17 protein-coding genes are annotated in these 26160 nt (G+C 70.9%); 5 read left to right on the top strand and 12 right to left on the bottom strand.

Annotation, left to right across the window (positions count from 1 at the left end):
• Positions 1-30: 30 nt before the first annotated feature.
• Entirely contained in the window at positions 31-1620 is a 1590-nt protein-coding gene (gene lnt / locus JGU66_07835; GenBank protein ID MBJ6760671.1) for an apolipoprotein N-acyltransferase, read from the top strand.
• Here lnt and JGU66_07830 read toward each other — a convergent pair.
• The 4 genes from JGU66_07830 to JGU66_07815 all read right to left on the bottom strand — a co-directional run bounded on the left by JGU66_07830 (position 1560) and on the right by JGU66_07815 (position 7395).
• A complete protein-coding gene (locus tag JGU66_07830; GenBank protein ID MBJ6760670.1) occupies positions 1560-2954 on the bottom strand; it encodes a beta-lactamase family protein in 1395 nt (464 codons plus the stop codon). The genes lnt and JGU66_07830 overlap by 61 nt on opposite strands.
• A gap of 172 nt (positions 2955-3126) precedes the next feature.
• The gene (locus tag JGU66_07825; GenBank protein ID MBJ6760669.1) at positions 3127-4017 is read right to left on the bottom strand and encodes a class I SAM-dependent methyltransferase; all 891 of its coding nucleotides are present in this window, start codon (positions 4015-4017) and stop codon (positions 3127-3129) included.
• A gap of 157 nt (positions 4018-4174) precedes the next feature.
• The gene (locus JGU66_07820; protein MBJ6760668.1) at positions 4175-5686 is read right to left on the bottom strand and encodes an ABC transporter substrate-binding protein; all 1512 of its coding nucleotides are present in this window, start codon (positions 5684-5686) and stop codon (positions 4175-4177) included.
• A gap of 185 nt (positions 5687-5871) precedes the next feature.
• Positions 5872-7395 carry a GMC family oxidoreductase gene (locus JGU66_07815; protein ID MBJ6760667.1) on the bottom strand — a complete coding sequence of 508 codons (1524 nt, stop codon included), beginning with the start codon at positions 7393-7395 and terminating at the stop codon, positions 5872-5874.
• 160 nt (positions 7396-7555) lie between these two features.
• Between JGU66_07815 and JGU66_07810 the strand changes: the two genes are divergently transcribed.
• Positions 7556-8452: an alpha/beta fold hydrolase gene (locus JGU66_07810; protein MBJ6760666.1), complete on the top strand. Its 897-nt coding sequence runs from the start codon at positions 7556-7558 to the stop codon at positions 8450-8452.
• Positions 8453-8598: 146 nt separating this feature from the next.
• On the opposite strand, the gene JGU66_07805 is transcribed toward JGU66_07810, so the two are convergent.
• The 7 genes from JGU66_07805 to JGU66_07775 all read right to left on the bottom strand — a co-directional run bounded on the left by JGU66_07805 (position 8599) and on the right by JGU66_07775 (position 22527).
• Complete coding sequence (locus tag JGU66_07805; protein MBJ6760665.1) at positions 8599-9807, bottom strand: multidrug effflux MFS transporter; 1209 nt, start codon at positions 9805-9807, stop codon at positions 8599-8601.
• Positions 9804-10415, bottom strand: coding sequence for a TetR/AcrR family transcriptional regulator (locus tag JGU66_07800; GenBank protein ID MBJ6760664.1), 612 nt, complete (start codon positions 10413-10415; stop codon positions 9804-9806). Before JGU66_07800 ends, JGU66_07805 begins: the two co-directional genes overlap by 4 nt.
• Positions 10416-10490: 75 nt before the next feature.
• Entirely contained in the window at positions 10491-11204 is a 714-nt protein-coding gene (locus tag JGU66_07795; protein ID MBJ6760663.1) for a hypothetical protein, read from the bottom strand.
• Positions 11205-11282: 78 nt separating this feature from the next.
• Positions 11283-11969 (bottom strand): DNA-binding protein, encoded by a 687-nt coding sequence (locus tag JGU66_07790; protein MBJ6760662.1) that lies wholly within the window; start codon positions 11967-11969, stop codon positions 11283-11285.
• Between the two features lie 366 nt (positions 11970-12335).
• Positions 12336-13787: an RNA-directed DNA polymerase gene (locus tag JGU66_07785; GenBank protein MBJ6760661.1), complete on the bottom strand. Its 1452-nt coding sequence runs from the start codon at positions 13785-13787 to the stop codon at positions 12336-12338.
• Between the two features lie 398 nt (positions 13788-14185).
• Positions 14186-16033 carry an SWIM zinc finger family protein gene (locus JGU66_07780; GenBank protein MBJ6760660.1) on the bottom strand — a complete coding sequence of 616 codons (1848 nt, stop codon included), beginning with the start codon at positions 16031-16033 and terminating at the stop codon, positions 14186-14188.
• Positions 16030-22527 carry a HEAT repeat domain-containing protein gene (locus JGU66_07775; GenBank protein MBJ6760659.1) on the bottom strand — a complete coding sequence of 2166 codons (6498 nt, stop codon included), beginning with the start codon at positions 22525-22527 and terminating at the stop codon, positions 16030-16032. The genes JGU66_07780 and JGU66_07775 overlap by 4 nt, the downstream gene beginning before the upstream one ends.
• 180 nt (positions 22528-22707) lie before the next feature.
• Between JGU66_07775 and JGU66_07770 the strand changes: the two genes are divergently transcribed.
• The 3 genes from JGU66_07770 to JGU66_07760 all read left to right on the top strand — a co-directional run bounded on the left by JGU66_07770 (position 22708) and on the right by JGU66_07760 (position 24590).
• On the top strand, positions 22708-23106 hold the full coding sequence (locus JGU66_07770; GenBank protein MBJ6760658.1) for a hypothetical protein: 399 nt from the start codon (positions 22708-22710) through the stop codon (positions 23104-23106).
• 19 nt (positions 23107-23125) lie between these two features.
• Positions 23126-24031: a hypothetical protein gene (locus JGU66_07765; protein ID MBJ6760657.1), complete on the top strand. Its 906-nt coding sequence runs from the start codon at positions 23126-23128 to the stop codon at positions 24029-24031.
• Between the two features lie 166 nt (positions 24032-24197).
• Positions 24198-24590 (top strand): DUF488 family protein, encoded by a 393-nt coding sequence (locus tag JGU66_07760; GenBank protein MBJ6760656.1) that lies wholly within the window; start codon positions 24198-24200, stop codon positions 24588-24590.
• Between the two features lie 11 nt (positions 24591-24601).
• On the opposite strand, the gene JGU66_07755 is transcribed toward JGU66_07760, so the two are convergent.
• Entirely contained in the window at positions 24602-25999 is a 1398-nt protein-coding gene (locus JGU66_07755) for an MATE family efflux transporter (GenBank protein ID MBJ6760655.1), read from the bottom strand.
• Positions 26000-26160 lie beyond the last annotated feature (161 nt).

Genomic DNA, 26160 nt, shown 5'->3' with positions numbered 1-26160 from the left:
TCCTTCCTGGCCGTCTTGGCGACCGCTGGGATGTTGTGGCTCGTCTCGCGCATGGAGGTCCCGTGGGTGGTGCTGGCCTGGGTGGCGCTGGTGCCGTGGCTCGCGGTGGTGGACTCGGCGCGCTCGGCCCGTGAGGCCTGGGGACCCGCGCTGCTCTTGAGCGTGTGCTTCAACGCCGCCGTCTTCGGGTGGTTCCCGGAGGCGATCGCCGCGTATGCGCGCGCGCCCGCGTGGGTGTGCTGGGCCGTGTTCCTCGCGCTGTCTCCGGTGCTGGAGCCTCAATTCCTCACCTTCGCGTTGGCGCGCCTGTGGACGCGTCGCGCGGTGGGCGAGGATGCGCGCGGCGCGTGGCTGCCTCCCGCGGTGGCGGTGTTCGCGTACCTGGGCACCGAGTGGGGGGTGCCCAAGCTCTTCGCGGAGACGCTGGGCCACGGCCTCTCTCCCTCCGAGTGGCTGCGACAGGGCGCGGACGTGGCGGGTGTCCCGGGCCTCACGCTGGTGGTGCTCCTCGTCAATGAGTGCGTGCTCGCGGCGCTGAAGGGATGGCGAGTGGGAGGGGCCCGGCGCGCGGTGCGGCCCGTGGCGGTGGCGCTCGCGGTGGTGCTCGGATGTCTGGCGTATGGCGCGGTGCGCTTGCGTCAGGTTCGCGCGGCGGTGGCGCCGGGGCCCGGGCTGCGCGTGGGCGCGGTGCAGGCCAACATCACGAACTACGAGAAGCTCGCGGCGGAGCGCGGCACCTACGACGTGGTGCGGATGATCCTGGACACGCACTACGCGCTATCGGACGCGGTGCTGCAGCGCGGCCCGGTGGATCTGCTCGTGTGGCCGGAGACGGTGTACCCGACCACGTTCGGTGTGGCGAAGAGCGATGACGGCGCGGCGCTCGATGATGAGATTCGCGCCTTCGTCACGCGGGCCGGTGTGCCGCTGGTGTTCGGCACGTATGACCTGGAAGGCGAGCGCGAGTTCAACGCGGCCATGTTCCTGGGCCCCGATGGCCACGGCGGCCTTGCGCAGACGGCGTATCGCAAGACGATGTTGTTCCCGCTGACGGAGTGGGTGCCCGAGTCCGTGGACTCGCCCACGCTGCGCGCGTGGCTGCCGTGGACGGGCTACTGGAAGCGAGGTCCGGGGCCGCGCGCGGTGACGTTCCGGCTGCGGGATGGCCGCATGCTCAAGGTCGCGCCGCTCATCTGCTACGAGTCCATCTTCCCGAGCTACGTCGCGGCGGAGGTCCGGCAAGGCGCGGAGCTGCTGCTGACGCTGTCGAACGACTCGTGGTTCAGCGGCACGCCCGCGCCTCGGCTGCACTTGATGCACGCGGCCTTCCGCAGCATCGAGACGCGCCGACCCCAGGTGCGCGTGACGAACTCGGGCATCTCCGCGCTCATCGACCCCACGGGCGCGGTGCTCGCGGAGGTGGAGGACCAACAGCGCGCGAGCCTGCCTTTGAGTGTCCCCGCGACAGCGCCGCTGACGTCGCTGGCGCTGGCGTGGGGAGACTGGCTGGGCCCGCTGGCGTTGTTCCTGTCGCTGGCGTTGGGCCTGGGCGCGCGCGGCTACTTCTCGCGCAGCCGGAGGGAGGCGATCCGGTCGTCCGGGGTGAGCGTCACGCTGTAGCGGAGCGTCTTCGGGCCGAACGCCACCATGTACGTGTAGACGCGGTCATCGCCCACCGTGGTGCGCTCCGCGAGCACGAGCGGTCCCTCGGGCGGGAACGGCTTCAAGTACGCCTGATAGGCCTTGGCGATCTCCTGGACCATGCTCGCGCGCACGTAGGCGAAGTCCTTCGCGTCGAGCGTTCCCGCGCGGACCTGTCCCAGCAGCGTGGTGAGCCTCGCGGTGACCTGGGGCTCATGGTCCTCGATGGGGGAGAGCCGTGACGGGCCGAGCGCGGGGTTGACGATGGCGGCGATGCCCTCCGCGATGAGCCCGGAGTGCGCTTCGGAGGAGTTGGCCAGGACGACGATGGACAGCGAGTCTCCGAGGTAGCGCGCGAACGCGCTGGTGAAGCCCTGCCAGGCGCCCGTGTGCTGATGCAGCGGCTGTCCTCCGCGCTCCTTCACCTCCCAGCCAAAGCCATACGGATAGGTGGCGCCGCTCACGAGCCGCACCGGCGTGAGGATCTCCTTCCAGCTCTCGGGCTTGAGGATGGCGCGTCGCTGCACGGCCGCGTCCCACGCCAACAGGTCCTGCACGGACACATAGAGCGAGCCGTCCGCCGTGGTGTTGAGCGAGGGCGCGACCCACTCCTGGTTCTTCACCTCGCCATTCACCAGCCGGTAGCCGCTGGCCCGGTGCGGGATGACGTCGTCCTCGCTGATGCCTCGCGCCGTCGTCATCCCCGCGGGCCGGAAGACCTGGTCGCGCAGCACGTTGAGGTACGAGGTGCCCGCGACGCGGTTCACGATGATGCCGAGCAGGTCATAGCCGGTGTTGCTGTAGTGCCAGCGCGTGCCGACGGGGAACTCGATGGGCAGGGTGTAGATGAAGCGCGCCAGCTCCTCGTCGGTGAAGTCCTTCCGAGGGTCGAGCAGTCCCTCGAGGTCCGCGATGCCGGAGGTGTGCGTCAGCAGGTGGCGCACAGTGATGCCGTCCCACGAGGCCGGCGCGTCCGGGAAGAACTTCTTCACCGAGTCACTGAGCGCGAGCTTCCCCGCCTCCACCTGGAGCATCACGGTCATGGCGGTGAACTGTTTGCCCAGGGAGCCGGACTGGAAGAGCGTCCGTGGCTCCACGCGCACGTCGTGCTCCAGGTTGGCGAAGCCATAGCCCTTCACGAGGATGACCTTGCCGTGGCTCACCACGCCAATGCCGAGGCCGGGGATGTGCTGCTTCGCCAGCTCCGCGCGCACGAAGGTGTCGATTTGATCGCGCACCGAGGGCGCGGGGGCGGCGGCGCTCGCAAAGCCATACAGTGCGAACATCACGACCCAGGGACGAAGGCGGTGCATGGGGCTCCTGTCTCGCCGCCAGACTTTGGGCAGCGGGTCTCCACGCACCAGAGCACGGCACGAAGGCCTTGGGCAGGCCATGGGCTGCGAGGTGTGCACCATGCATCGCTGGGCCGCGACCCATGGGTCGGCCCAGACGTGAGGCGTCGCGGCGCGGCCCGCGGGGTCCCGCTCAGGCGGCGGGTTGCGCTGGCGTGCGGGCCTCGGGCAGCGCGGTGGCGGCGGGCCGTTGGGCGATGACCTGGATTTCGCGGCGCAGGTGCGTGACGCGGCAGACCTGGACCCAGGCCCACTGCAACGCGAAGCGGACGTACTCGTAGGGCGCGCGCAGCCCCTTCGCCAGTCGTCGGCGCAGGATGTCCTTGCCCGCTTTCACGGGCACCATGCCCGCGCGCGCGCACGCGTCCGCGAGGTTCTTCTCGTAGAAGTAGACGTGGTGCTGCCAGCCGCGCCGGTCCGGCCGGAACGAGCGGCCCCGCCGCGGCATCACGATGATTTTGTAATAGGCCGCGTCCGGCACGATGACGAAGGCCACGCCACCGGGGCGCAGCACGCGCTGGAGTTCTCGCAGCCCGCCCATGGGCTGGTCCACGTGCTCCAGCGTGTGCTTGAGCGTGATGATGTCGAACGACGCATCCGGGAAGGGCATTTGCGTCAGCGAGCCGTACTCGGCGCGGTAACCCCGCTCGCGGCAGAGGTCCACGGTGAAGCGCGAGTAGTCCAGCCCCGTGGCGCTCAGGCCCAACCGCTGCGCGGCCTCCAGCACGTAGCCGGCCGAGCACCCCACGTCGAGCAGGTCCTTCGCGTGCGGCGCGTACTCCAGGCAGGCGAGCACCTGTCGCTCGCACTTGCGCACGCGGTGGTCCCAGCGCCCCAGGTACTTGGCGCGGTTGTGCTTGAAGTACTTCTCCTCGTAGCCATCCCCCAGGCCAGGGACCTGCTCGCGCTTGTAGATGAGGCCGCAGCCCGTGCACCGGCCGAAGGACAGCTCGCGGTAGGAGATGACCTCGCGGGACTCGGTGGCCTCGCAGACGGGGCAGGCGGCGTAGAAGGGAGTGCGCATGGGAGCCGGCGCGCACTATCGGGTGTCGCCTCTGGAAGCGTCAAACGCGCCGTTGCCCGCATGCCCCTCGGGCGGGCAACGGCGCGGGCTCGAGGAGGCGAGGTGCCTCGTGAGGAAGGGAGGGAGCAAGCCCCCTCCCTTCCTGGAACATCAACGACTACGGGCTGAAGGTGCCGGTGAGCACGCTGGCGCGGGCTCGCGGCAGCGCGCGCTTGAACGGGCTCGTGGCCAGGTTCGAACCGGGCTGGTACCAGCTCTGAATCTCAGCGAAGTAGGTCTGCCCCGCCTGGAGCACATCCGGCGGCAGGTACACGCTCTGGAGGTCCGTGTGGAGCACCGCCACGCGCGTGGCGGTGGTGGCGCCATTGCTCGTGCCGAGCCGGTAGACGTTCACCACGTAGTTCGTGGCCGTGCCAAGCAGCGGCTTCGACCAGCGCAGCGATGCATCCGTTCCCACGCCCGTGAGGTTCTGGAACGCGCCTCGCGTGTTCACCTGGGGCGACTGCACTGGCCCGATGAGGGGCTCCACGGGCGCGGCCATGAAGGCGCTCGCGTCCTGCTCCACGCGGCTCTCCACGTTCATGGAGTAAGGCGCCGCGCTTCCCAGCACGTAGTCCTTCGAGAAGCCCGCGATGGCGAAGGCCACCTTCTGCCACGTCGCCGGAAGCGGGTTGTTGTAGGCCATGGCCCCCGTGACGAGGTCGGTCTTCTGCGCATCCGGGTTGAGCGTCACGAGCAAGGGCGGCCCGCTGAGGACCGACTGTGCGGAGCTCACCGCGGCAGGACGCGCGGACATCCAGATCTCGTTGTACGTGCTGACCGCGTCCGGGTTCACCTGGGTGTGGAGGGCGTCAAAGGCGGAGCGTCTCCAATCCACCGAGAAGGTGCCCGTCGCAGCAGGCTGCGTGAAGGCCCCGTTGACGGTGACGGGCTGTCCCGGCACCTGCGTCACGTTCGCGAGCAGCACCTTGTGCATGGCGCGGTAGGGCACGCCACTGGCGGTGGTCTGCCAGCGCATCTGCGCCAGCGAGAGCTTGTCCCCGAGGCTGGCGTCGAGCAGGACGGGGTTGCGCAAGGTGGCGTAATCGAAGCTCAGCCCGGACAGGGACGTGGCGCCCGCCACGGGGCGTCCCGTGGCATTGCCGCCGACGTAGCCGGACGCGGCCGAGTTCAACGAATACACGTCCAGGAAGTCTCCCGACTGCCAGGGAGACAGGCCGGTGGCCGAGATGGTCATGGGCGTGGGCACCGAGACGGAGGTGCCGTCGCGGCCCCACTCGGTGGAGCCCAGGTCGAACGTCCGGTCGCTGCTCACCAGGTAGCGCGAGCCCAGCTTCAAGTAGATGCGGCCGGATGGGACGTTGGGCACGGAGATGGTTCCGTCCGCGGCGCCCGAGCCCGGATACGCCGTGAATGCTCCCGTGGTCGAGTCCCGCGTGTAGGCCACCACCGAGGTTGCGGATTGATTGTATGGCTTTGTTTCAGTGCCCGAGAAGTCGACGAAGGTGACGGGGCTGGTACCGGTGACCTGCGTGACCAGGCCTTGAGTGGCCTGGGCGGTCGCGTCCGACGTCACGGCGGGGGCCACGGCGTCAGTCTCGTCGAGACCCGCGCAGCCGACACCCGTCATCCCGGCCAGCAGCCCGAGAGAAATCAATGACATCTTCATTGTGTGGGAAACCCTTTCGACGACATCCCAAATGGCGTCGTCGGGGAAGCTTGTATCGTGGCGGTCTGACATGGCTGTGCGTGCTTCGATTCCCCCAGGGGCCATCGAAGCAACGCATGAGACATGTGGATCCACGGGCGCGACCGCTCATCCGCGCCCCATCCAGCTGGGGCGCGGAGGTCGAGTCAGAGGCGGCCGGCCTTCAGCTCGCGGACCACGTGCTCGCTGGCGCGCACCGCGAGCGCCATCATGGTCAACGTGGGGTTCTGCGCGCCCTGCGAGGGGAAGCACGCGCCGTCCATGACGAACAGGTTGGGCACGTCCCAGCTCTGATTGTGCGCATTGAGGACGGACGTCTTCGCGTCGGTCCCCATGCGCGCCGTGCCGACTTCGTGGATGGCCATGCCCGGCTTGGACAGCGTGCGCCCCACGCGCTCCACCGTGCAGCCCGCTTCCCCGAGCATTTCCAGACACGCGGCGACGGCGTCTTCGGCCATGCGCTTCTCGTTGTCCGAGTGCTGGCATTCGATATGCGCGGCGGGGATTCCCCAGCGGTCCTTCACCGTGGAGCTGAGCGTCACGCGGTTGTCCGGGCGAGGCAGCATCTCGCCGAAGGGGACGAGGTGGACCTGGTCCGCGAAGGTGAACATCTGCACGCCGTAGCCGCGCGCGAAGTCTGACTCCTGCCGCGCGAGGTTTCGGAAGCGAGGAATGTACGCCCAGCTCTGCTCGGTCTGCTGCTCGCCGGGGGACAATGACATGCGGGCCTCGGTGCCCAGCATGTATGTGTGGTCCATCAGGTTGCGGCCGAGCTGGCCGGACGAGTTGGCGAGTCCCTCGGGGAACTCGCGGCTGCGCGAGTGCAAGAGCAGGCGCGTGGACTCGATGGTGCCGGCGGCCAGCACCACGACGCGCGCGTGCACCTCCTCGGTGCGTCCGGTGCGCGCGTCCGTGAAGACGACGCCACTCGCGCGGCCGAGCTTCGCGTCATGCAACACCTGACTCACCACCGCGTGGGTGCGCAGCGTGAGGCGGCCCGTGCCAAGCGCGGCGGGGAGGGTGGAGGGCGCGGCGGCGGTCCTGCGTGCGATGACCCGGCGCTCGGGCCAGCGGCGCTCGATGCGCGCCTTCACGCGCTGCTCTCCGGCCGTGAGCGGAACCGGCGCGGCGTAGTGCGAGTCGGGGAGGCTGTCGAGGCCGTCGGAGTTGCCGCGAATGCCCATCCATCGCTCGACGACTTCGTAGTGTGGCGCGAGCTCCGCGAGGTTCAAGGGCCAGTCGGGTCCGTGGCCGTCGCGGCTGCCTGCTTTGAAGTCATGATCCGACAGCCGGTAGAACTGCCGGCCGTGGCTCGCCACCGAGGTGCGACCGCCCACCTGTCGCGCGCGAATCCAGGCGAACGGCTGGGACTCGGGCGTGGTGTAGGGATTGTCGACGTCGTCCACGAAGGCGTGGGGATGGAAGGGCCACGCGAAGGTGGTGGACTGAATGGGTTGCCGGCCGAGCCGCTTCGCATCCGACTCCACGCGATAGCCCAGCTTCTGGCGGATCCGATGCAGGACGCGCAGCACCTTGTCTTCGCGGGGGCCGCGTCCTGCTTCGAGCACGAGGACTCGGAGCCCCGCTTCGGTGAGTTGCTTCGCGGCCCAGCCGCCACACGCCCCCGACCCCACCACCACCGCATCGAACGTCGTCTTGGCTGCACCCACGCAGGTCTCGTCCCTCACGCAGCCGGGCGCTGCGCGGCTCGAAGTGACATGCGAGCCTATTCGGCGCCGAGGCTTCCACCAAGGGAGGGCCTGGACGACCCCAGGCTTTCTGGGAGACTCGCGGCGCGGGTGAGCGGCAGGCCCGAGGGGGCGCGAGACCATGGCGAGGAAGTGGTGGGTTGTGCTGGGCAGCGTGCTGACGGCAGGCGTGCTGGGCGCGGGGGCGCTCTTCGTCCGCGCGATGATGCGCTCCGAGCAGTACTTCCACTACCCAAGGCCCACGGCCGTGCGCCCAGCGGACCTGGCCGAGGCCGAGGACATCCAGCTGCGGACCGAGGATGGACTGGAGCTGCGAGGTTGGTACCTCCCCTCGCGAAACCACGCGGCGGTGGTGCTGGCGCACGGCCTCTCCCAGACGCGCGCGGACCTGCTGCCCGAGGCGCGGGTGCTGCGAGACGCGGGCTACGGCGTGCTGCTGTTCGACCTGCGGGCCCATGGCGAGAGCGCGGGAGCGTTCTCCACCTGGGGCGACCTGGAGCGGAGGGACATCCGCGCCGCGCTGGCCTACGTGCGAGGGCGTCCCGACGTGGAGCCCGCGCGAGTGGGAGCGCTCGGGTTCTCCATCGGCTCCGCGGCGGTGGCGGAGGTCGCGGCGCGGGACACGGGTGTGGCGGCGGTGGTGTTGTTGTCGCCGTTCAACACGTTGCGGCTGGCCGCCGCGTATGACTTTCGCCGCTTCGGGGTGGTGACGGAGTCGGGGGCGCTGATGCCCTTCTGGCGGCGCGGCATTGCGCTGGAGGAGGTGCGGACCCAGGCATCGGTCGAGCACATCCGGCCTCGCCCGCTCCTTATCGTCGCGGGGACAGAGGAGTCAGGTCAGCCGCTCTTGGATGAACTGTTCGCGCAGGTGGCGCCGTATGCCCAGACGTGGCGCATCCCAGGTGCGTCGCACGGGGGATTCCAGACCACCGAGCCTCACGAGTATCCGCGCCGGCTGCGCGCGTTCTTCGACGCCGCGCTCCTACCTCCCGTGCCGCCCGCCGAGGCCGCGCGGTAGCGCCGCCAGGCCGGCGGGGCGTGAGGTGAAGTCCTTCCCGCGAGGCGCCGCGGGACGATGGCGTTTCAGGCGCGAGCCCCGTGCCCCTTGAGGTCGCGACGCGGTTCAGTGCGCGAGCCTCGTGCCCCTTGAAGTCGCGTCGCGGTTCAGTGCGTGGCGGTTGCGGTCGTGCCACGTTGCGCGAACGCGAGGGCGACGCAGGCGAGCAGCCCCGCGGCGGCCACGGTGAAGGCCATGGGTCGCGCGGTTCCTTCGTGGCTCGCGCTCACCACGGTGGATGCTCCGGCCGCCAGCGTGAACTGGAGCGCACCGAGCATCGCGGAGGCCACGCCCGCCTGCTTCGCGTGGTGCTCCAGGGCCAGTGCGGTCGCGTTGGGGACCACCGCGCCCAGGCTGGACACGAAGAGGAACAGCGAGACGGCGATGCCCCACACCCCGCCGACACCGGTGAGCGCGGCGGCCACGAGGAGCAGGCCCGCGCCCGCGGCGAAGCGAACGGCGAGCGACAACACGCGACTCGGTGACGCACGCGAGAGCAGCAAGTGATTGAGCTGCGAAGTGGCCACCAGTCCCGCAGCGTTGCTCCCGAAGAACCAGCCGAACTTCTCGGGCGGGATGCCGTGGAGCGTGATGAAGACAAACGGCGAGCCGCCGATGTACGCGAACATTCCCGCCTGCGCGAGCGCCACCGTGAGCGCATGCCCGAGGAAGTCCGGTGCGCGCAGCAGCCCGAGCATGCGCGTGAAGGGCAGTCCGGAATCGCGCTGGGCCGGCGCGGTCTCCGGCAGGGACAGAATGACCGCGAGCAGGGCGACGGCGCCCACCGTGGCGAGGCTCCAGAAGATGAACCGCCAGCCAAAGGCATGCAGCACCCAACCGCCAAACAGGGGCGCGAGGATGGGCGCCACGCCCATGACGAGCACCAGCCTCGACATCATCCGCGCCGCCGCCGCGCCGGAGTGCAGGTCGCGCACGATGGCGCGCGCGGTGACGATGCCCACCGAACCCCCGAGCGCCTGAGCGAAGCGCCACGCCGCGAGCACGTTGGCCGAGGGCGAGAGCGCACAGCCCACCGAGCCCAGCACATAGAGGGCAAGTCCCAGGTAGAGCGGGCGCGTGCGTCCGAAGCGATCCGTGAGCGGCCCCGTCACGAGCTGCCCGAGCGCGAGGCCCGCGAAGAACGTCGCGAGCGTGCGCTCCACCGCGCCCGCGCTCGCGCCCAGGTCCTGCGCGATGGCCGGGAACGCGGGCAGGTACATGTCGATGGACAGCGGCGCGAAGGCGGTCAGCGCGCCCAGAAGCAACACGAGCCCAGGGCCGTGGGGTGGCTGACGTGGCTCGACAGCGGTCGTCATGCGGCTTTCCGTTTCAGGGGGCGCGGAGCGCGGCGAACAGGGACGAGCAGGCGCACCAACTCGCGCAGGATGGCTTCGTCATCGCCTGGGGTATAGCGAGCGCCTCCCACGTGCGCGTTGAAGCAGCGAGCCTCGACGGTGCCGCAGAGCGCTTCGGCCACGTGTTTGGGATTGTCCACGGGCGTGAGTCCGTCTCGTCGCGCGCGGGCGAGCCAGGACGCGAGGCGCCGACGCAGCGCGACGGGAGGCGGTGGCGTGGCGTGCATCGCGCGCTCGACCCCGAGCGGGGAGCAGCGCAGCACGAAGAGGTTGGGGATGAGTCCTCGGAGGAAGTCGCGGTGGTGCAGCAGCGCGGCGACGAGCTGCTCCTCCAGGTCGCCGGCCCGGGCTGGTTCACGCGCGAGCAGGGCCGCTGCCGAGGGCGTCTCGGGGCGGAGCGCCAGCAGCATCAGCGCTTCCTTGGTGCCCACGCGGTGCAACAGCGCGGCCTGCGAGATGCCGAGTCGCCGCGCGATGAGCTGCAGCGGCGCGGACGGTCCCTTCTCCAGGAAGACCTCGCGGGCGGTGGCGCGAATCTGCTCGTCGAGGACGCGGCGGGGACGGGGCATGGGCCAGTTAGTTACTGGCCGGTAGGTAATGGTTTCCGCCGAGGCACGCAAGCCACGCGGAGGCGCAGAAGCTGCTCAGTAGAACGCGAAGCCGAGCGTCAGGCTGGTGAGGAATCCGCCGTGCTGGAGCAGGTCGATGACGTCCTCGGTGAAGGCATCGGGGCGGCTGCCATCGCGCATCCGGTAGTTGTCCTCACGCAGTCTCCAGGCCCAGCCCACTCGCGACGTGAGGTACACCTTGGTCCCGAGCGCGGCGCGAAGGCCGAAGCTCCCGATGGCCGCAGGGGTCATCAGCAGCTCCGCGTAGTTCCGGTTCCCAGGATGCTCTTCCGAGTACGCCTCGGTCCCGAGGTTGAAGCTCGCGCCCGCTTCGAAGAATGGACTCGCGCCCACTTCCCCCAGTGGGTACAGCCGAAGCGATGGGCTGATGCGCGTGCCCCACGCGCCGATGCCCGCGCCCAGGTTCAAACCCAGCTGGGGGATGGCTCGAAACTCAAGCTCGCCGCCGACGATGCCCGAGGGACTGTTGAAGCCCGCGGCGAAGCCGACATCGAGCTTGGTCCTGCCACGATGGGTGGGGCGCTCCTCATCAAAGACTTCCCGCGCGTGAGTCCTCTCATTGTCGTCCGATGCGAGCTGTGGGGCGGGCTCCGAGAGTCCATGGCCTGCCTCGGACTCGACTGGCGCGGAGGGATTGTCGGACTCGGGGGACTCCGCCTGGGTGACCAGGGGAAGGAGGGTCGCGGCCAGCAGGAGGCTGGACCGCGCATGGAGAGAGACGGCGCGCACGGGGTGCTCCTCGGGTAGGAGGGTGGGCAGCCTCCCGATGACGACCCCGAGGGCGCGATATTCACACCGCGTATCAGCTCACGGTGGGCCCAGGTCCGAGGGCTGTCGCGGCGCGACGTGGTAGGCGGCCTCGTACTGTGCCGCGAGCCCGACGACGGAGAGGCGCTGTCCCACGGTGAGGGCTTGCAGTGAGGCCTTGTCGAATCCCGCGGAGACGTGAGCGAACACCTGGACCTCGCCCGTGCCGTCGTTGAGGGCGAACCTGTAGCCATAGGGCTCGTCGTTCTGGAAGCCCTGTGTCACCGCGCCGCTGATTCGGATGAACTGTCCCTCGACGGACTCGTTGACGCTGCCCGTGTCCACGCTCTTGGCCGAGGCTTGCTGCGAGCCTTCGAGGAGCTGCACGGAGGTTGGATCCGCGCGAAGGATGCGCAGCTGGTTCTGCTCGTCGAGCGTGCCGGTGACGCGCACGTTCGCGCCCAGGTGGAAGGTCTGTTGCAGTGACATCTTCACGTAGATGCCGCCGGATGCATCCTGGAGAGCGAAGCCCTCATCACCGAGCGCGGACGTGAAGGCGCCAGGCGGAACCGTGACGGTGCCTTCGATGGTGACCTCCGTGCCGTTGTCGCGCTTGCGTGCCTCCGAGATGGGGACCGACGTGGAGGGATGCGGAGGCTCCTTCGAGCCACTGCACGCGACGAAGACGAGCGCGAGGCACAGGGCCGTGCCGTGAATCGGAACACGCATCAGGGGGGATGGGGGCATGGCCACACTCTCTCCGCGAGAGGCCACGTGGACCATCGCGCCCGAGGCGGGTCGAACCGTCATCCCGTGGGCGTGTTCATTCGTGACAACTCTTGGGTTCGTGACACCCGCCCTCAATGCATTGAGGTGCCAGTGCTACGGTCGACAGTCATGCCCATCGGCCGAGTTGTTCGACTCCGTCTGGACCCGGCGAATCATCCGCCTCTGCTGCGTGCCCGGGGGCTGGTGCCCGTGGCATTGATTGTCACGTGTGTCTTGGGACTCAGTGTCCCGCTCACGAAGGATGGCTGTGATTGGGAATACAGCCAGGTGGCGTGGGCGAGCCGGACGTTGCCGGAGCTGGAGGCTCCGGCCTTGGCGACGTGACTACGCCGCCGTCGTCGTCGTTCGCGCGGCCAGCTTCTCCAGCCGCTCCATGAAGGCGCGGCCCTTGGCCGGGTCCGTCATGTGGATGAAGGCGGCCATGCCCTGGAGCTGCTCCAGTGACTCGCCTTCCTTGCCCGGCTTGCCCTGCTCACGGTTGTGCAAGGCGGCGCGCAGGCGGCGCACCACGTCTCGCGGGACGCGCGCGGCGGGGACCTTCGGGCCGGCATCGTTCACCACGAGCCCGGTGACGCGCTGACGGCTGCCCTTGCGGGCCACGCGCGTCTTGTCCGGATGCAGGCGGAAGCCCTCAGCCTCCACCACTTCCTGCACGCGCGCGAGCAACACCGCCACCGGAGCGCCCTGCGCCCGCCGGGCCTTGGGCGCCTTGGCCTTCGTCCACGAGAAGGTCAGGTCATCCGCGTAGCGCGTGTAGACGAAGTTCAGCTTGCGGGAGAGCGCGGACAGCCGCTTGTCCAAGCGCAGGCACAGCGCGTTGGTGATGCCCGGTGAGGTGGGCGCCCCCTGCGGCAGCGCGCGCGGACCCTGCGCCACGTAGAGCGTCTTGCCGCGGAAGCTCACGGCTTCGCGCGGGGCCTCGGTGGCGAGGAGCGCGAGCAGCGTGGCGATGTTCTCGGGCAGCCCGCCCTTGCGCAGCAGGCCCTTCACGCGAGGCCACGTCACGGACGGGAAGAAGTCCTTCACGTCCACCTTCACCACCACGTCCGCGCCTCGGTGCGCCAGCGCGTTGGTGAGGATGGAGCGGCCCGCCACGAAGCCGTGCGCGGCGCCGTGCACGGGCAGCCGCTCGACGATGTTGGAGAGCACCCAACGCTGGGCGGCCTTCAGCTCCGTCTTGGGCGAGGTGATGGTGCGCGAGCTGCCGTCCCGCTTGGGGATCCGCCAGCTCGTGTAATGCGTGGCGGTGTCCACCTCGCGGTGGAAGGCAAACCAGCGCAGCTTGGACACGCCGAGGCCCAGCGCCTTGGCCACGTCCTCCGCCGAGGTGAACTCGGGCAGCCCGTTGGCCTTGGCCCGCTCCTCGCGGTGGGGGATGTCGAACGCGTCCGCGCCGCCCTCCTCGTTCCAGTGGATGCCCGCGCCCAGGTGGCCAATGTGCGTGGCCTTCCAGGCTTCGTAGGCCAGTTGCTTCAGCGCGCGCCGCTCGGTGGCCTCGGCCTTCTTCTTCTCCTTCCAGGCCGTCTTCTCCTTCTCCTTCAACGAAGAGAAGTCGACCTCCTCGGCCAGCGCGCCTCGGGCGACGAGCTGCTGGTGCACCCACTCGTCCTGGCCGCCGGCCTCGGTGATGGCCTTCCAGCGGGCGAGCACCGCGGCCTGGGCGGCCTGGCGCGCTTCGCGCTGGACCAACGCCTTCGCGGTGGGCGCGACGGGAGTCGGGGTGGCGATGGCCTGCGGTGGAGCGGCGGGGACGAAGGACTCAAGCTTCGCGGTCATTGCGACACCAGGGACGGGCGCGGCGGCGTGAGGTGGGGCGGCGGACGTTGCGCGAGCAGTCGAGGGAGGCCGGGAAAGCACCACCATCTCACCTGGGGCACGGTAGCCTCACCGGCTCTCCCCTCCTAGGCACTGCGGCCGGGGCGGGAAAACGGCGGTCGCGTCGTTGACTCCGCTTCCCGCCCCGGCCGCAGTGCCTAGGAGGGAGAGAGCCAAGAACAGGCTACCTTGCGGAGAGTGTCCTGCATTTCAACCAGAGCGGCGCAACGCCGCTCCTGCGCTCGAGGCGCTAAGGCTGATGCGCTCCGGACCTCTCTCGGCTGCTCGCGTTCACTATTTCGTCCGTCGCACCCATCCTTCCAGCCGCCCCGTCGGCGGCCGGGCCGTTGTTGAGAGGTTTACACCAAGGCCGAGGCCGCGTCGATGTAGCCGTCGGCCATCAATTGCTCCAGGCGCGCGAAATACGCGGTGCGCGCCTCGGAATCCGAGTCGAACCAGAGCCGCTGGTGCCGGGCATCGCCCGAGCGCGGGCCCCACTCCAGCCCCACCAGCTTCCCATCCAGGGACACGCGGTACACCTGCTCCAGTCCGCTGACCGGGTCGCGGCGCACGTACTGTCGCGTCTCGGCGCGGATGAGCTGGCGCCCCTCGGGCGTCTGGCGCAGCGCCTCTTCCTCGGCGCGGCGGCGGCCATAAGCCAGACGCAGGGCCAGGAGGTGCTCGCAGGGGCCCTCGCGCAGGGCCGAGCGGCGGAAGTGCGGGCAGCCGCAGCTCGCGTCGCGCAGCCGGCTCTCCAGGTCCAGCGTGAAGCTGGGGAAGAAGCTGCGCACGGCCTCGCGGTCCACGACCTCGCCGTGGATGCGGGTGCCTTCGCCCACCAGCTCATGCACCTTGGTGAGCTTCACCTCGCCCGCGCCGGGGCCGCCGTCGCCGAGCAGGCGGTGGGCGCGCGCTTCCAGCTCATTGCCGAAGCGGATGGTGGCCTCGTCCACGGGCGTGGGCATCAGCTCGCGCGGCCGGTACTTGTTGCCGGCCACGTCGAAGAGGACGCGCCCGCGCAGGCACTCCAACTGGAGCGCGGCGCGCACGGCGTCTCGGGGCGAGCCCGCGGTAGCGGCCAGTGTGTCGAAGGGCAGCGGCCCTTCCGCGCGCAGGCGGTTGCGCAGCTTCTCCGCCAGCCCGTCCGGCACCGCGCGAGGCATGAGGACATCGAAGGCGGCCGCGCTGGACCAGCCGCTCTCCGTCCAGCCCGTCAGGCCGAGCGTCAGCGTGGCCATGCCCAGGTCGATGACCCAGAACACCGGCAGGCCCGGGCCCATGAGCTGCACCTTCACCGACTTCGCGTGCGGCAGCAGGCGGGCCAGCGCCATGAGGCGCTGACGGCCGAAGGTGCGCACCACGGCGGGGGACGTGCCCGTGTACTTGCCGCCGTGGCACTCCAGCACCAGCTCCCACGGCTCCAGCACGAGGCGCGGGGGCGCGCCGGGCACCAGCTCGAAGCGCAGCGCGCGCGGGGCCTTCTTGGCCTTGCGGGTGCGCAGCGCGACCATCAGGTTGTAGAGGTCGATGGGCGCCAGCTCGCAGGTGGTGGCCGGCAGCGTCGCCGCGGACTGCACCTGGAGGAAGCCGCGCAGCCACGCGTGCGGGACGTCGACGTTGCGCGGGGCTCGGGCCTCGCCGCGCACGGGCAGCGCGACGTGGGCCTCCAGCGACACGGGGACATAGGCACGCAGCCGGTCCACCTTGGTCAAGAGGTCCCCGGGGACGTCCAGGAAGGTGGAGCCGTGCGCGGCCTCGCGCCCCTCGAAGAGGGCGTTGTCGAAGGCGAGCCGGGCGTAGGCGCTCTCATCGCGGGAGAACACCTCCAGGGACACCTGGTCTGGATCCACCGTGAGCACGGGGTCCAGCACCGCGTCCTTCTTCTCCTCGCCGTCCAGCGCGCTGTCGAGGAAGGCCTTCTGCGCCTCCCAAATCTGGGCGGTGGCGCGCTTGCCCTGCTTCATCAGGTAGGCGAGGTACGCGGTCCGGTCCTTGCCCCGGTAGCGCAGGTCGCTGGCGAGGACGCCGAAGGCGGCGCTCAGCGCGTCGCGGAAGAGGGCGGCGTCACGGACTCGGCCGCGCAGGCCCACCGTACCGCGCGAGCCCTCCAGGGCCAGCAGCACGCGCGAGGAGTCCGAGGTGGCGTCCACGTCGCTCGCGGTGGCGTAGCGGAGCGCGACGGGATGGCGAGGGGTGGCGGTGCTCACGACGGGGTTCCTTCCTTCCGGACGCGCTCATTGGCACGGCGTGCACGTTTGTGGGCGCGCCATGCGGCCTTGCGCAGCTCCACCGATTGCGACTTGTCGAAGGCGGCGGTGTGCAGCAGCTCCGTCGCCGCGTCTCCACCCACGCGACCCAGCGCGGCCCAGGCGTCCTGGCGGACCTCGGGCTTCGCGTTGGCCGCGAGCGGGCGCAGGGTTTCCGTCTGCTTGGCGCCGAGCAGCGCAGGCAGCGCGAGCCGGCGGGCCTCGTCCGTGGCCAGCGCCTCCGCGGCCACCTTCGCGCCCGTGGGGCCGAGGGCCACCGGGTCGAAGGGCTTCACTTCCAGCGCCCACGCCGCCGCCTGCTCGGGCGCGAGCCTCGCCAGCGTGTCCGCTGCCGCCGCGCGCACTCGCGCGTCGGGGTCGGAGAGGGCGGCGCGCACGGCGTCCAGCTCCTTCACGGCCCCCAGCCGACCCAGCGCGCGCGCGGCTTCCTGTCGCACGTTCGCCGGCGCCACGGACTCGCCCGAGCGCAGCAGCGCGCTCGCGGGGCCGACCAGCTCCCGCACACCCAGCCGAGACGCCGCCCACAGCACGCGCTCCCACGCGGAGGCCACCGGGGCGCGCTTGGGCGCGGGCGTGGCCGCCCACTCGGTGGCGGTGCGGCGCTCGGTGGTGAGCAGCGTCTTCGCCAGCGCGGAGGTGTCCACCGTGCCAGCCGGGCGCGTCTCTCCGGTCCAGGTGCCCACCAGCCACGCGGCCTCCTCGCGGGCCTGCGCCTTGTCGTGGCCCAGGAGCGCGGTCAGCTCGGGAATGGGCAGGGCGCCACGTCGCGCGAGGCCTCGGCGCAGCCGCAGCCGCAACGTCGCGTTGTCCAGGGTGGCCAGGCGGGGCACCAGAAGCGCGGGGTCTCCCTCGCCGGAGAGGTAGGCCGCGGCCGGCTCGGAGATGTCCGTGTACTTGCTGGCCACCGCGAGGAACTCCACCCGCGTGCGCTCCTGCGGGAAGAGCACGTCCAGCGCCTTGCGGGCCGCCTCGCGCAGCTCGTCCTCATCGTCATCGAGCGCGGCGGCCAGCGCGGCCTCCGCGGCGAGGTCTCCCATCTTCCCGAGCTGCTCGGCCACCGTGACGCGCACATCCACGTCCGTGCCGTCGTCCGCCAGCAGGGCCTCCAGCTTCACCCGGGCGCGCTCGCCGCCGATGGCGCGCAGACCGCACACGCCCGCGCGCTGCATCTCCTCGGTCTGGCCCTCCAACGCGGCGGCCTCGACCTTCTCCTCGACCCGGCGGCGCTCCTCGCCTTCGGGCAGTCGGCCCGCGAGGCGCCCCAGGCCCTCGATGGCGGCCACCATCATGGAGGGCTCGGCCGGAGCCTCCGGCGTGCCGCCCGCGGCCACCGTCTCCAGCTCCGCGAGGGCGCGCGCGTCACCCAGCGTGCCCAGCGCGATCAGCGCCCGCTCCCGGTCGCCCGGCTCTCCGGCGCGCGCGTACAGCAGCAGGGGACGCAGCGCGCTGACGCGGCCCTTGTGTGCCACGCCCTCGGCGGCGGGCAGCATCACCAGCCGGTCGCCGGCGCGCAGGACCTCCTCCAGCGGCTCCACCGGCGAGCCCTGGTGGATGACCCGCTTCGAGTAGCGCGCCACGGCCTCCGCGCGCACGGTGGCGTCGCGGTCGTTGAACAGGCCCACCAGCAGCGCGTCCTGGCCCGCCTCCTTGCCCATCTGCAACTCGACGGCGGCGGCCTTGCGCACCTCCACGTCCAGGCTCTTCACCGCCACGCGCAGGAAGCGCACGGCCAGCTCGGGGTCTCGCTTCGTCGCCTCGCGGTCCTTCGTCTTCTCGCGGTCCGTGCCCGCCACCTTCATGGCGGCCGCCACGCAGGCGAGGCGCACGGCGGGGGCCTCGTCGTCCACGCTGCGGCGCGCGAGCAGGTCCAGCGCCTCGACCCGATGCGTGCGTCCCAGGGCCTTCACCAGGTTGGTGCGCTCGTTGGCGTCCGTGGCGACGGACAGGCGCGCACCCAGCGCGGCCACGGCGGCGGGGGTGGCCAACCGCGCCAGTCCCTCCACCGCGCGCTTCACCAGCGGCGCGGCCTCGGCGCGCAGGAAGGCGCCCAGCACCTCCACGGCGCGGTCATCGCTTCGCCACGCGAGCAGCTCGGCGGCGCGCAGCCGGAGGTCCTCGTGCTCGCTGGCCATCGCGCGGCCGAGCGCCTCGGTGACGCGCGCGTCGTTGGCGCCCGCCAGTCGCTCGATGACGCCCACGCGCAGGTCGGCGTGCTCGCTGCTCAGCGCCGCCAGCAGCGGCTCCAGGCTGCCCGCCGGGCTGAGCTTCTCCAAGAGCTCGAACGCGTACTTGCGCACGTCCGCGAGCGGCGAGTTGAGCGCGGCGGCCACTCGGGGCCGGGCCGCGTCGCCGCGCTCGGCCAGCTCGTCCAGCGCGGCGCGCGCCACGTCCGGCGACAGCGAGGCCAAGGCCAGCGCCAGCGGCTCATCGCTGCCGGCGGGGAACAGCTCCTTGATGCCCGCGAGCGCGGCCTTGCGCACGAGCTGGTGCGGATCCTCCAGCGCGCGCAGCAGCGCGGCCACCGCGGCCGGCGTGCCCGCGTAGCCTTCCTGGGTGAGCTTCACCACGCGGTCCACCGCATCGCGGCGCACGCGGTGCCCCTCGTCATCCCCCGCGACCACCTGCCGCAAGAGGCCCACGTACGCGCCGAAGGCGAGCCGGCGCAGGTGCTGCCGCTCGGCGGCGACGGTGGCCTCGGCCGAGGGCTCCGCCGCGCCAGGCTTCACCGCGGAGAAGAGGCGGCGCAGCCAGCTCTTGCCGCCGCCCGTCTGTCCCGTCTGCACGGTGCTGGCGCCGGGCGCCGTCTCCGGCTTCCACGGGGCGTCCAGCGTGCGAGGCCGCGCGACCTTCTGCGCCTCGCGGAAGTAGTCGAGCGGCTTGTTGCGCAGCAGCAGCACCTGGGCCGCCGCGTAGCGCTGCTCGGGCTGGTCGCTGGAGAGGGCCTCGGCGAGTCCCACCACGCGCTTGGCGCGGTCCTCCTCCGAGGGCCAGTCCTTCATGTCGCCCACCTTCTCCGGGCGCGGCGGCAACAGCACGTCCACCAGGTGCGCGCGGTACGCGTCCGGCTCCGTGCGCAGCTCCAGCGCGCGGGCGGCGGCGTAGCGCACGTCGGGACGGCCTCCGGACAGCGCGCTGGTGAGCAGGTCGGGCGGCTCGCCACGGCGCGTGGCGCGCAGGTCACGGGCGAGGACGATGGCGAACACCATCTCCTGCACCTCGCGCGCGGAGTCCTCCAAGCCGTGCAGGAGGCCGCCATCGCCCTCGGACCCCAGCGCCGCGAAGGAGAGGATGGCGCCCAGCCGGATGGGCAGGTGCTCATGGCGCAGGTTGCCGGTGAGCACCGGCAGCGCGCGCGCATCGCCCAGGCGCGACAGGCCGTCCGCGCCCCATGAACGCACCGCCACGTTGGCGTGGCCGAGCGCATCCAGCAGGAACCCCTCGTCGCCGCGACGGCTCGCGGTGGCGAGGCCGCGCGCGCCCTGCTCCTGGAGGTCGCCCAGCTCATGCGGGATGAGCGTGGTGGCGAAGAAGCCCAACAGGCGCCGCGAGCCCAGCGAGGCCAGCGCTCGCGCCGCGCGCACGCGCAGCGGGTTGAGCAACCCAGGCGGGTAGATGCGCTCCAGGTCCTTGTCGGTGATGAACCCGCGCATCGGCTCGATGATGTCCTCGGCGCCGCGCGGGGACAGCAGCTCCGCGGCCCGCACGCGCACCGGCAGCTCCGCCGCCACGAGCCCGGCCAGCAGCGGCCCGTTCTCGCTCGGGATCAGCTTGTCCAGCGACTCCAGCGCGGCGATGGCCACGTCCACGCGCTCGTCCTGCACCAGCTTCAGCAGCGGCGAGCGCAGGGGCTCGGCGGACGCCTGCGCGGCGTTCTTCGCCGCCAGCGCGCGCAGCGAGGCGTGGGTGCTCGTCAGCGCGGCCAGATGCGGCTCGGGCTTCTCCTTGCCGGCGAGCTTCACCCACGACTCGTAGGCGGCGGTGGCCACGGTGGCGTCGCGGTCCTCCACGGACTTGCGCAGCCGCTCCAGGGCCCAGTTCTCGGCGCCGCGCTCGGTGAGCACCTCCACGGCGCGCTGGCGCAGGTCCGGGAAGCGACCCGTGAGCGCGCGGTCCAGCGCCTTCTGGGGCTCCTTCTCGTTCCACGCCCACAGCGTGCGGAAGGCCTCGCCGCGCACCTTGCCGGACTCGTCCTCCAGCGCGTTGCCGAGCAGCGGCTCCGCGCCCTGGGCCTGGGCACCCAGCTTCACCAGCCGGTCCAGGCCGCGCACGCGCACGTCCTCGTGGCCCGAGCGCAGCGCGGCCTCGGCGGCGGACAGCGGCGCCTCCACGTCGAGCGTCACCACCGCGTCCAGTGCCGCCGCGCGCACGTCCGCGTCGGTGTCGTCCAGCATCCACACCAGGCGCTCGCGAGCGCGCGGATCCTGCAGTGCCTGGAGCGAGGAGGCCGCCTGCCGACGGATGAATGCGTCGCCTTCGCGCGACAGCTGGAGCAGCGCACCCAGCGCGCGGGCATCGCCCACCTGCGCCAGACCGCGAGCACCCCGCAGCGCGGTGTCCGGAGTGCGGCAGGCCATGGAGGCGAGCAGCGGCTCGAGGTCCGGCTCCGCGAGCGCGCCCTGCGTCGGGGCACCCGCGAGCAGCGCGTCTCGCGAGGCGGTGACCTCGGCCTCGGTGGTGAACTTCGCGTCCGCGTCCCCGGCGTTGCGCTTGGCGCGCAGGGCCAGCATCCGCGCCACGTCACGCACCGCGCGCGCGAAGTCCTCATCGCGCGACTCCAGCGCCGCGGCCAGCGGACGGCGCTCCAGCGCCCGCACCGTGAAGGCCACGCGCCGCACATCCGCGTCCGCGTCATCCAGCGCGCGCGCCACCAGCGGCTGGAGCTGCGGGTGACTCAGGAGTCCGCCACCCGCGGCGCGGATGAGCACCTCCACCTTGAGGGGCGAGGGGCCCCGCTCGAAGGCCGTCTTCAGCGGCTCCAGGCTGTCCGACGGAGAGACGGCGACGAGCGCGTCCAGCGCCGCCAGCCCCACCGAGGGCTCCGAGTCCGCGAGCCGGCCCGCGACGAGCCCCGGCACCAGCGGAGACGCGCCGCCGAGCTTCGCCAGCCGGCGCAGGCCCAGGGTGCGGATCTCCGAGAAGCGCGAGTCCAAGGCCGCGCGCGGCGCGCCCAGCACGGACTCCGTCTCCAGCTTCTCCAGGGCCTCCAGCGCGGCCAGCCGCACCGCGGGCTGATTGTCGTTGAGTCGCTCGCGCAGCTTGGGGCGAGCCCCGGCGCGGCCTCGCGCGGCCAGCTCCAGCGCGGCCAGCTTGCGCACCTCGGGCTCGTTGTCCGAGGTCAAGAGCCCCAGGACGAACTCCAGCGCCTCGGGCTCCTCCAGCGCGGTGGCCTCACGCACCGCGGCCTCGCGCTTGGAGCGGCCTCCCTTCGGGGCCTCGGCGAGCAGGTCGAAGCCGTGCGCGTACGTCACGGTCTCGTCGGTGGGCTTGCCATCCAGGCCCACCGTGTAGCGGGCCACCTTGCGGTCATCGCCGCCCGCGAAGACGTGCCCCTGCGCCAGCTTGGCCAGCCGCGAGTTGGCGGGCGGCTGCGAGAAGGCGAGGGCCGTCACGGGCTTGCTGCTCACGTCGAAGGTGCGCGGCTTGCGGCGCTCATCCAGGCGCCAGACCTTGAGCTTGCCGTCGCTGCCCGCGGACCACACCCGGTCCGAGGCCTCTTCACCCGCCTCGGCGGTGGGCGTGGGCGGGAACAGCAGCGCGAGCACCGAGCCCGCGTGGCCGCTGTCCTTGTCGCCGCGGACCTCGAACTCCACCGCGCCCACCAGGTACCAGAGGCGCAGCTTGCCGTCGTCGCCGCCGGACACCAGGCGCCCGTCGCGAGGCGTGAAGGCCAGGGCGCGCACGCCGCCCTCATGGCCCGGCATGTCGCGCCGCGCGTCCGTGGCCAGGGTGAAGGCGCGCACCACGCCGTCATCACCCGCGCAGGCCACGTACGTGTTCGAGGGGTCCACCGCCACCGCGCGCAGCGGCTGCGACGAGGCCCGCCACTCCTTCACCTTGCGGGTGGACTCGACCTCCCACACGCGCACGATGCCGTCCACGCCGGCCGTGGCGAGGAGCTTTCCATCCGGGCTCGCGGCCACCGCGGTGCAACCGCCCGCGTGCGCGCCGTGGAGCTGGAACTGCACCTTGCCGTCGGACAGCGAGCCGAAGACGACGGTGCCGTCCGCGCCACCCGCGAACCAACGCTCGCCCAGGAGCGCCAGCGCGAGCACCGCCGAGGGCAGCTCCGTGCTCCACACCACCTTGTTGGTGCCGGGCTCGTAGGCGATGAGCCGGCTGTCGGTGGACGCGCGAGCGCCGCCCACGAGGAGCAAGCGGGCGTTGGCCGCCAGTGCACGAACCTTCTCGATGTTGCCGATGGCGAGGTTGGCCATGGTGTCTTTCCGGAGCGACCGCGCGGGGTGCTTCCGCGGTCGAGCGCGGCAGGAGCGTAGGCGAGCCCCACGGGGAGCGGAAGGTGGAAAGGACGCGTGGCGCGGGGGGCTCGGGAAGATTCCCGGCCTCTCTCGTTGGACTGGGTGACTCACATCCACCAACAACGGAAGGCTTTCGCCATGCAGAGCTCGAAGAAGACGCTGTTCCAGAAGTACGTCCTGGGTGCCGCGCTCGCCCTCTCGGCCCTCCTGCCGGGCATCGGTCACGCCACCCCCTCCAGCAACTACTACGTCTGGCAGGTCTGGGGCTTCGTGGACCAGTACCGCGTCTCGAACACCGGTGACATCGTCGTGTGGTTCGAGAACAGCGCGGGCACGCGCATCACGAACTATCCGGATGGCAATGGCGTGAATCAGTGCGCCGGCAACGACGGACTGGTCATCTCGCAGACCCACCCGTTGTTCGACCAGCTCTCGAAGACCATCCTCACGGGTGGGCTCGCGCGTCGCAACATGAAGATCGCCTACGAGGGCGTGAGCGGCACCTGTTACATCAAGATGATCCTGGTCGAGATGTGATGTCCCAGGTGACGCCATCATGATGACACGACAATTCAGACCGCCCTGGCGCGGGCTGGCGTCCCTGGCGTTGCTGGGAGCGCTCGCCGGGTGTGGTGGAGCAGACCCCGCCGAGCCCACCCCGCCCACGCTGTCCACGTCCCATGCGCCGAGCTGGGAGGACTTCCTCGCGCGCAGCACCAAGCACGTGGACGGCCGAGACATCTACGTCGTCGAGTGGGACCGTCCGCTCGCCTCCCTCGAGGCGCTGCGCGCGTACTACGACCAGCAGGTCGCGGGCACGGACACCGGCTCGACGGGACAATCGCTGATGGTCAACCAGGTGAACGGCGTGGATGACCTGTGGCGAGACCCGACGGTGACGCACTTGAGCTACTGCGTGAGCACCGCGTTCGGCTCGCGGCAGGCGCGGGTGCGGCAGGAGATGCACGCGGCGGCCTCCTCGTGGGCGCGACTGGCCAACGTCGCGTTCATCGATGACCCGACGCAGGATGGCTCCTGCACCGGCAGCAACTTCAACGTGATGTTCGCGGTGGTGCCGTGGAACTCCGACGGGGCCTGCTCCTTCTTCCCGAACGGCGACGCCTGCGTGGCTCGCACGCTGGTCATCAACTACGACGACTTCGACACCAATCCGAACTGGCAGACGATTGCACCGAACATGACGACCGAGGGCGTGCTGCGCCACGAGCTGGGCCACATCCTCGGCTTCCGGCATGAGCACACCAACCCCGCGTCGGGCACGTGCTTCGAGAACTCGAACTGGCGCTCGTTGACGCCGTATGACCCGTCCAGCGTGATGCATTACCAGTGGTGCAACGGGGTCCTGTCCTCGGACATGACGCTGACCAACCTGGACGAGCGCGGCTCGGTGTCGCTGTACGGCCTCGCCGTGCCGGCCATGAGCTCCGCCCTGCTGCTCTGAGCGGTGACCCCGGTCCGCGTTCGCTACGTTGCCCGTCTCGCGTGAGCACCTCTCGCGGGACGGGCGGTTCGCGTCCTCGGGGCGAGGCGCCTGACTGGAGCGTCCCCCTCGCGGCTCCCCACGTGTGCCGCGCGTGGGCAGCATGTCCCCTCGGGGGATGGCGACGATGATTCAAGTCCAGCGTGTCTATGGCGAGCAGGGTGCGGACGCTCGGACGGGGACTCGCTTCCTGGTGGATCGGCTGTGGCCGCGAGGGGTCAAGAAGACGGACCTCCGGCTGGATGGCTGGCCTCGCGACGTGGGCCCCAGCACGGAGCTGCGGCGGTGGTTCGCGCACGACGTGGAGCGCTGGGATGAGTTCCGGCGCCGCTACACCCGCGAGCTGGATGCGCACCACGACGCCTGGGAGCCGCTGCTGGAGGCCGCGCGCCACGGCCGCGTCACCTTGCTGTACGGCGCGCGCGACACCGAGCACAACAACGCCGTGGTGCTGAAGGACTACCTGGAAGCGCGCCTGAAGCGCTCGGCGCGGACGAAGTCTCACCGCACCGTGCACTGAAGCCGCGTGGCTCAGCCCGCCGCGAGCGAGGGCGCCGGATCGGCCGCGCTCACCAGGGACTTGCTCTGCCAGGCCCGGCTCCTCCATCGGAACCAGAAGGTGATGCCGCGCGTCCACTCGTCCACGGCCACGGCGAGCCACACGCCCGCGAGCCCCAGGTTCAGCTTGAAGACGAAGACGTAGCCCAGCGAGAGGCTCAGGCAGACCATGGACGTGAAGCCCATGTAGACGGTGAAGGGCGCGTCTCCGGCGGCGCGCAGCGCGTTCACCAGCACGAGGTTGAACGAGCGCCCCGTCTCCAACAGCAGCCCCAACACGATGACGCGCGAGGTGAGCTCGATGACGTCTGCGTGCGGCGTGAAGAGCCCCACCAGCGGCTTGCGGAAGAGGATGGCGAGCACGTCCACCGCTACGGTGATGGCCACGCTCCACTTCAGGCTCTCCAGCACGCGGCGGTACGCGTCCTCCGTGCGGCGCGCGCCCACCAGCCGTCCCACGATGATGGACGTGCCCACGCCCACCGCGATGCTGAAGAGGAACACGTACTGGGAGATGGACATCGCGTACTGGCGCGACGCCAGCGCCGTGGGCCCGAGGAACGTGACGTAGAAGAGGAACACCGTCTGGCACGAGTGGTACGTGAGCTGCTCCACCGCCGAGGGGATGCCCACCTTCAATATCTTGAGGATGTAGTCCTTCGAGAACGTCACGTAGTCGCGCGCGACCATCTTCACGTCCATCACCCGGTACAGCATCCAGATGAAGACGAGCAGCGCGGTGGAGCGGCTCACCACCGTGGAGACCGCGGCGCCGGCCACGCCGAGTTTCGGTGCGCCGAGCAGTCCGAAGATGAGGAGCGCGTTGCCGAGGATGTGCACCGCGTTCATCCCCAGCGACACGAACATGGACTCCTTCGTGAAGCCGTACGTGCGCAGCAGGCTCGCGAAGACGTTGATGAGCGCCTGGAGGAAGATGCAGCCGCCCGCGATGCCCAGGTACGTGCGGGCATATTCGAGCACCTGTCCCGCCAGGTTCATCCGCGCGAGCAAGGCATTGCCGAACACCAGGAACGCGGCGCTGACCGTCACGCCGAGCAGCAGGTTCAAGGTGATGGCGAGCGCGGAGATGCGCGCGGCCTCGGCGTTGCGGCGGGCGCCCAGGTACTGCGCGACGACGACGGAGGCGCCGTTGCTCACCATCTCCATGATGAGGATGCAGAGCGAGAGGTATTGATTGACGACGCCGACAGCGGACACGGCCTCGTCGGAGATGCCGCTGAGCATCAGCGTGTCCGCCGTGCCCATCAGCATGAAGAGGAGAATCTCGAGGAACAGGGGCCACGTGAGCTGAAACAGACGAAGCTCCCGTGGCTCGGGAGCAGCGCCGGGCGCGGCGACCGCGGATTCCATGGCGGGGTGCGTACAGGCCCGTCCTTTTTTCAGCAACCGCATCGAAGGGCGAGGGACGCGTCCCGGGCCCGAGTGTCTCCCCGTCGCCTCTCCAGGCGGGCGGCCTGTTTGCCGTCCTCCGCGTCGGTGTCCATCGTGGCGGCGAGGGCACAAGGCCCCTC

The sequence above is a fragment of the Myxococcaceae bacterium JPH2 genome, assembly GCA_016458225.1.
GTDB lineage: Bacteria > Myxococcota > Myxococcia > Myxococcales > Myxococcaceae > Citreicoccus.
Note: the sequence above shows the minus strand (reverse complement) of the source record. Positions and strands in the feature narration are given on the sequence as shown.

What these genes read in the sequence shown, in the direction of transcription:
- lnt (MBJ6760671.1), top strand. Translation starts at nt 31, where the DNA reads ATGTTGTGGCTCGTCTCGCGCATGGAGGTCCCGTGGGTGGTGCTGGCC.
- JGU66_07830 (MBJ6760670.1), bottom strand. Translation starts at nt 2,954, where the DNA reads ATGCACCGCCTTCGTCCCTGGGTCGTGATGTTCGCACTGTATGGCTTT.
- JGU66_07825 (MBJ6760669.1), bottom strand. Translation starts at nt 4,017, where the DNA reads ATGCGCACTCCCTTCTACGCCGCCTGCCCCGTCTGCGAGGCCACCGAG.
- JGU66_07820 (MBJ6760668.1), bottom strand. Translation starts at nt 5,686, where the DNA reads ATGAAGATGTCATTGATTTCTCTCGGGCTGCTGGCCGGGATGACGGGT.
- JGU66_07810 (MBJ6760666.1), top strand. Translation starts at nt 7,556, where the DNA reads ATGGCGAGGAAGTGGTGGGTTGTGCTGGGCAGCGTGCTGACGGCAGGC.
- JGU66_07805 (MBJ6760665.1), bottom strand. Translation starts at nt 9,807, where the DNA reads ATGACGACCGCTGTCGAGCCACGTCAGCCACCCCACGGCCCTGGGCTC.
- JGU66_07800 (MBJ6760664.1), bottom strand. Translation starts at nt 10,415, where the DNA reads ATGCCCCGTCCCCGCCGCGTCCTCGACGAGCAGATTCGCGCCACCGCC.
- JGU66_07790 (MBJ6760662.1), bottom strand. Translation starts at nt 11,969, where the DNA reads ATGCCCCCATCCCCCCTGATGCGTGTTCCGATTCACGGCACGGCCCTG.
- JGU66_07785 (MBJ6760661.1), bottom strand. Translation starts at nt 13,787, where the DNA reads ATGACCGCGAAGCTTGAGTCCTTCGTCCCCGCCGCTCCACCGCAGGCC.
- JGU66_07775 (MBJ6760659.1), bottom strand. Translation starts at nt 22,527, where the DNA reads ATGGCCAACCTCGCCATCGGCAACATCGAGAAGGTTCGTGCACTGGCG.
- JGU66_07770 (MBJ6760658.1), top strand. Translation starts at nt 22,708, where the DNA reads ATGCAGAGCTCGAAGAAGACGCTGTTCCAGAAGTACGTCCTGGGTGCC.
- JGU66_07765 (MBJ6760657.1), top strand. Translation starts at nt 23,126, where the DNA reads ATGATGACACGACAATTCAGACCGCCCTGGCGCGGGCTGGCGTCCCTG.
- JGU66_07760 (MBJ6760656.1), top strand. Translation starts at nt 24,198, where the DNA reads ATGATTCAAGTCCAGCGTGTCTATGGCGAGCAGGGTGCGGACGCTCGG.
- JGU66_07755 (MBJ6760655.1), bottom strand. Translation starts at nt 25,999, where the DNA reads ATGGAATCCGCGGTCGCCGCGCCCGGCGCTGCTCCCGAGCCACGGGAG.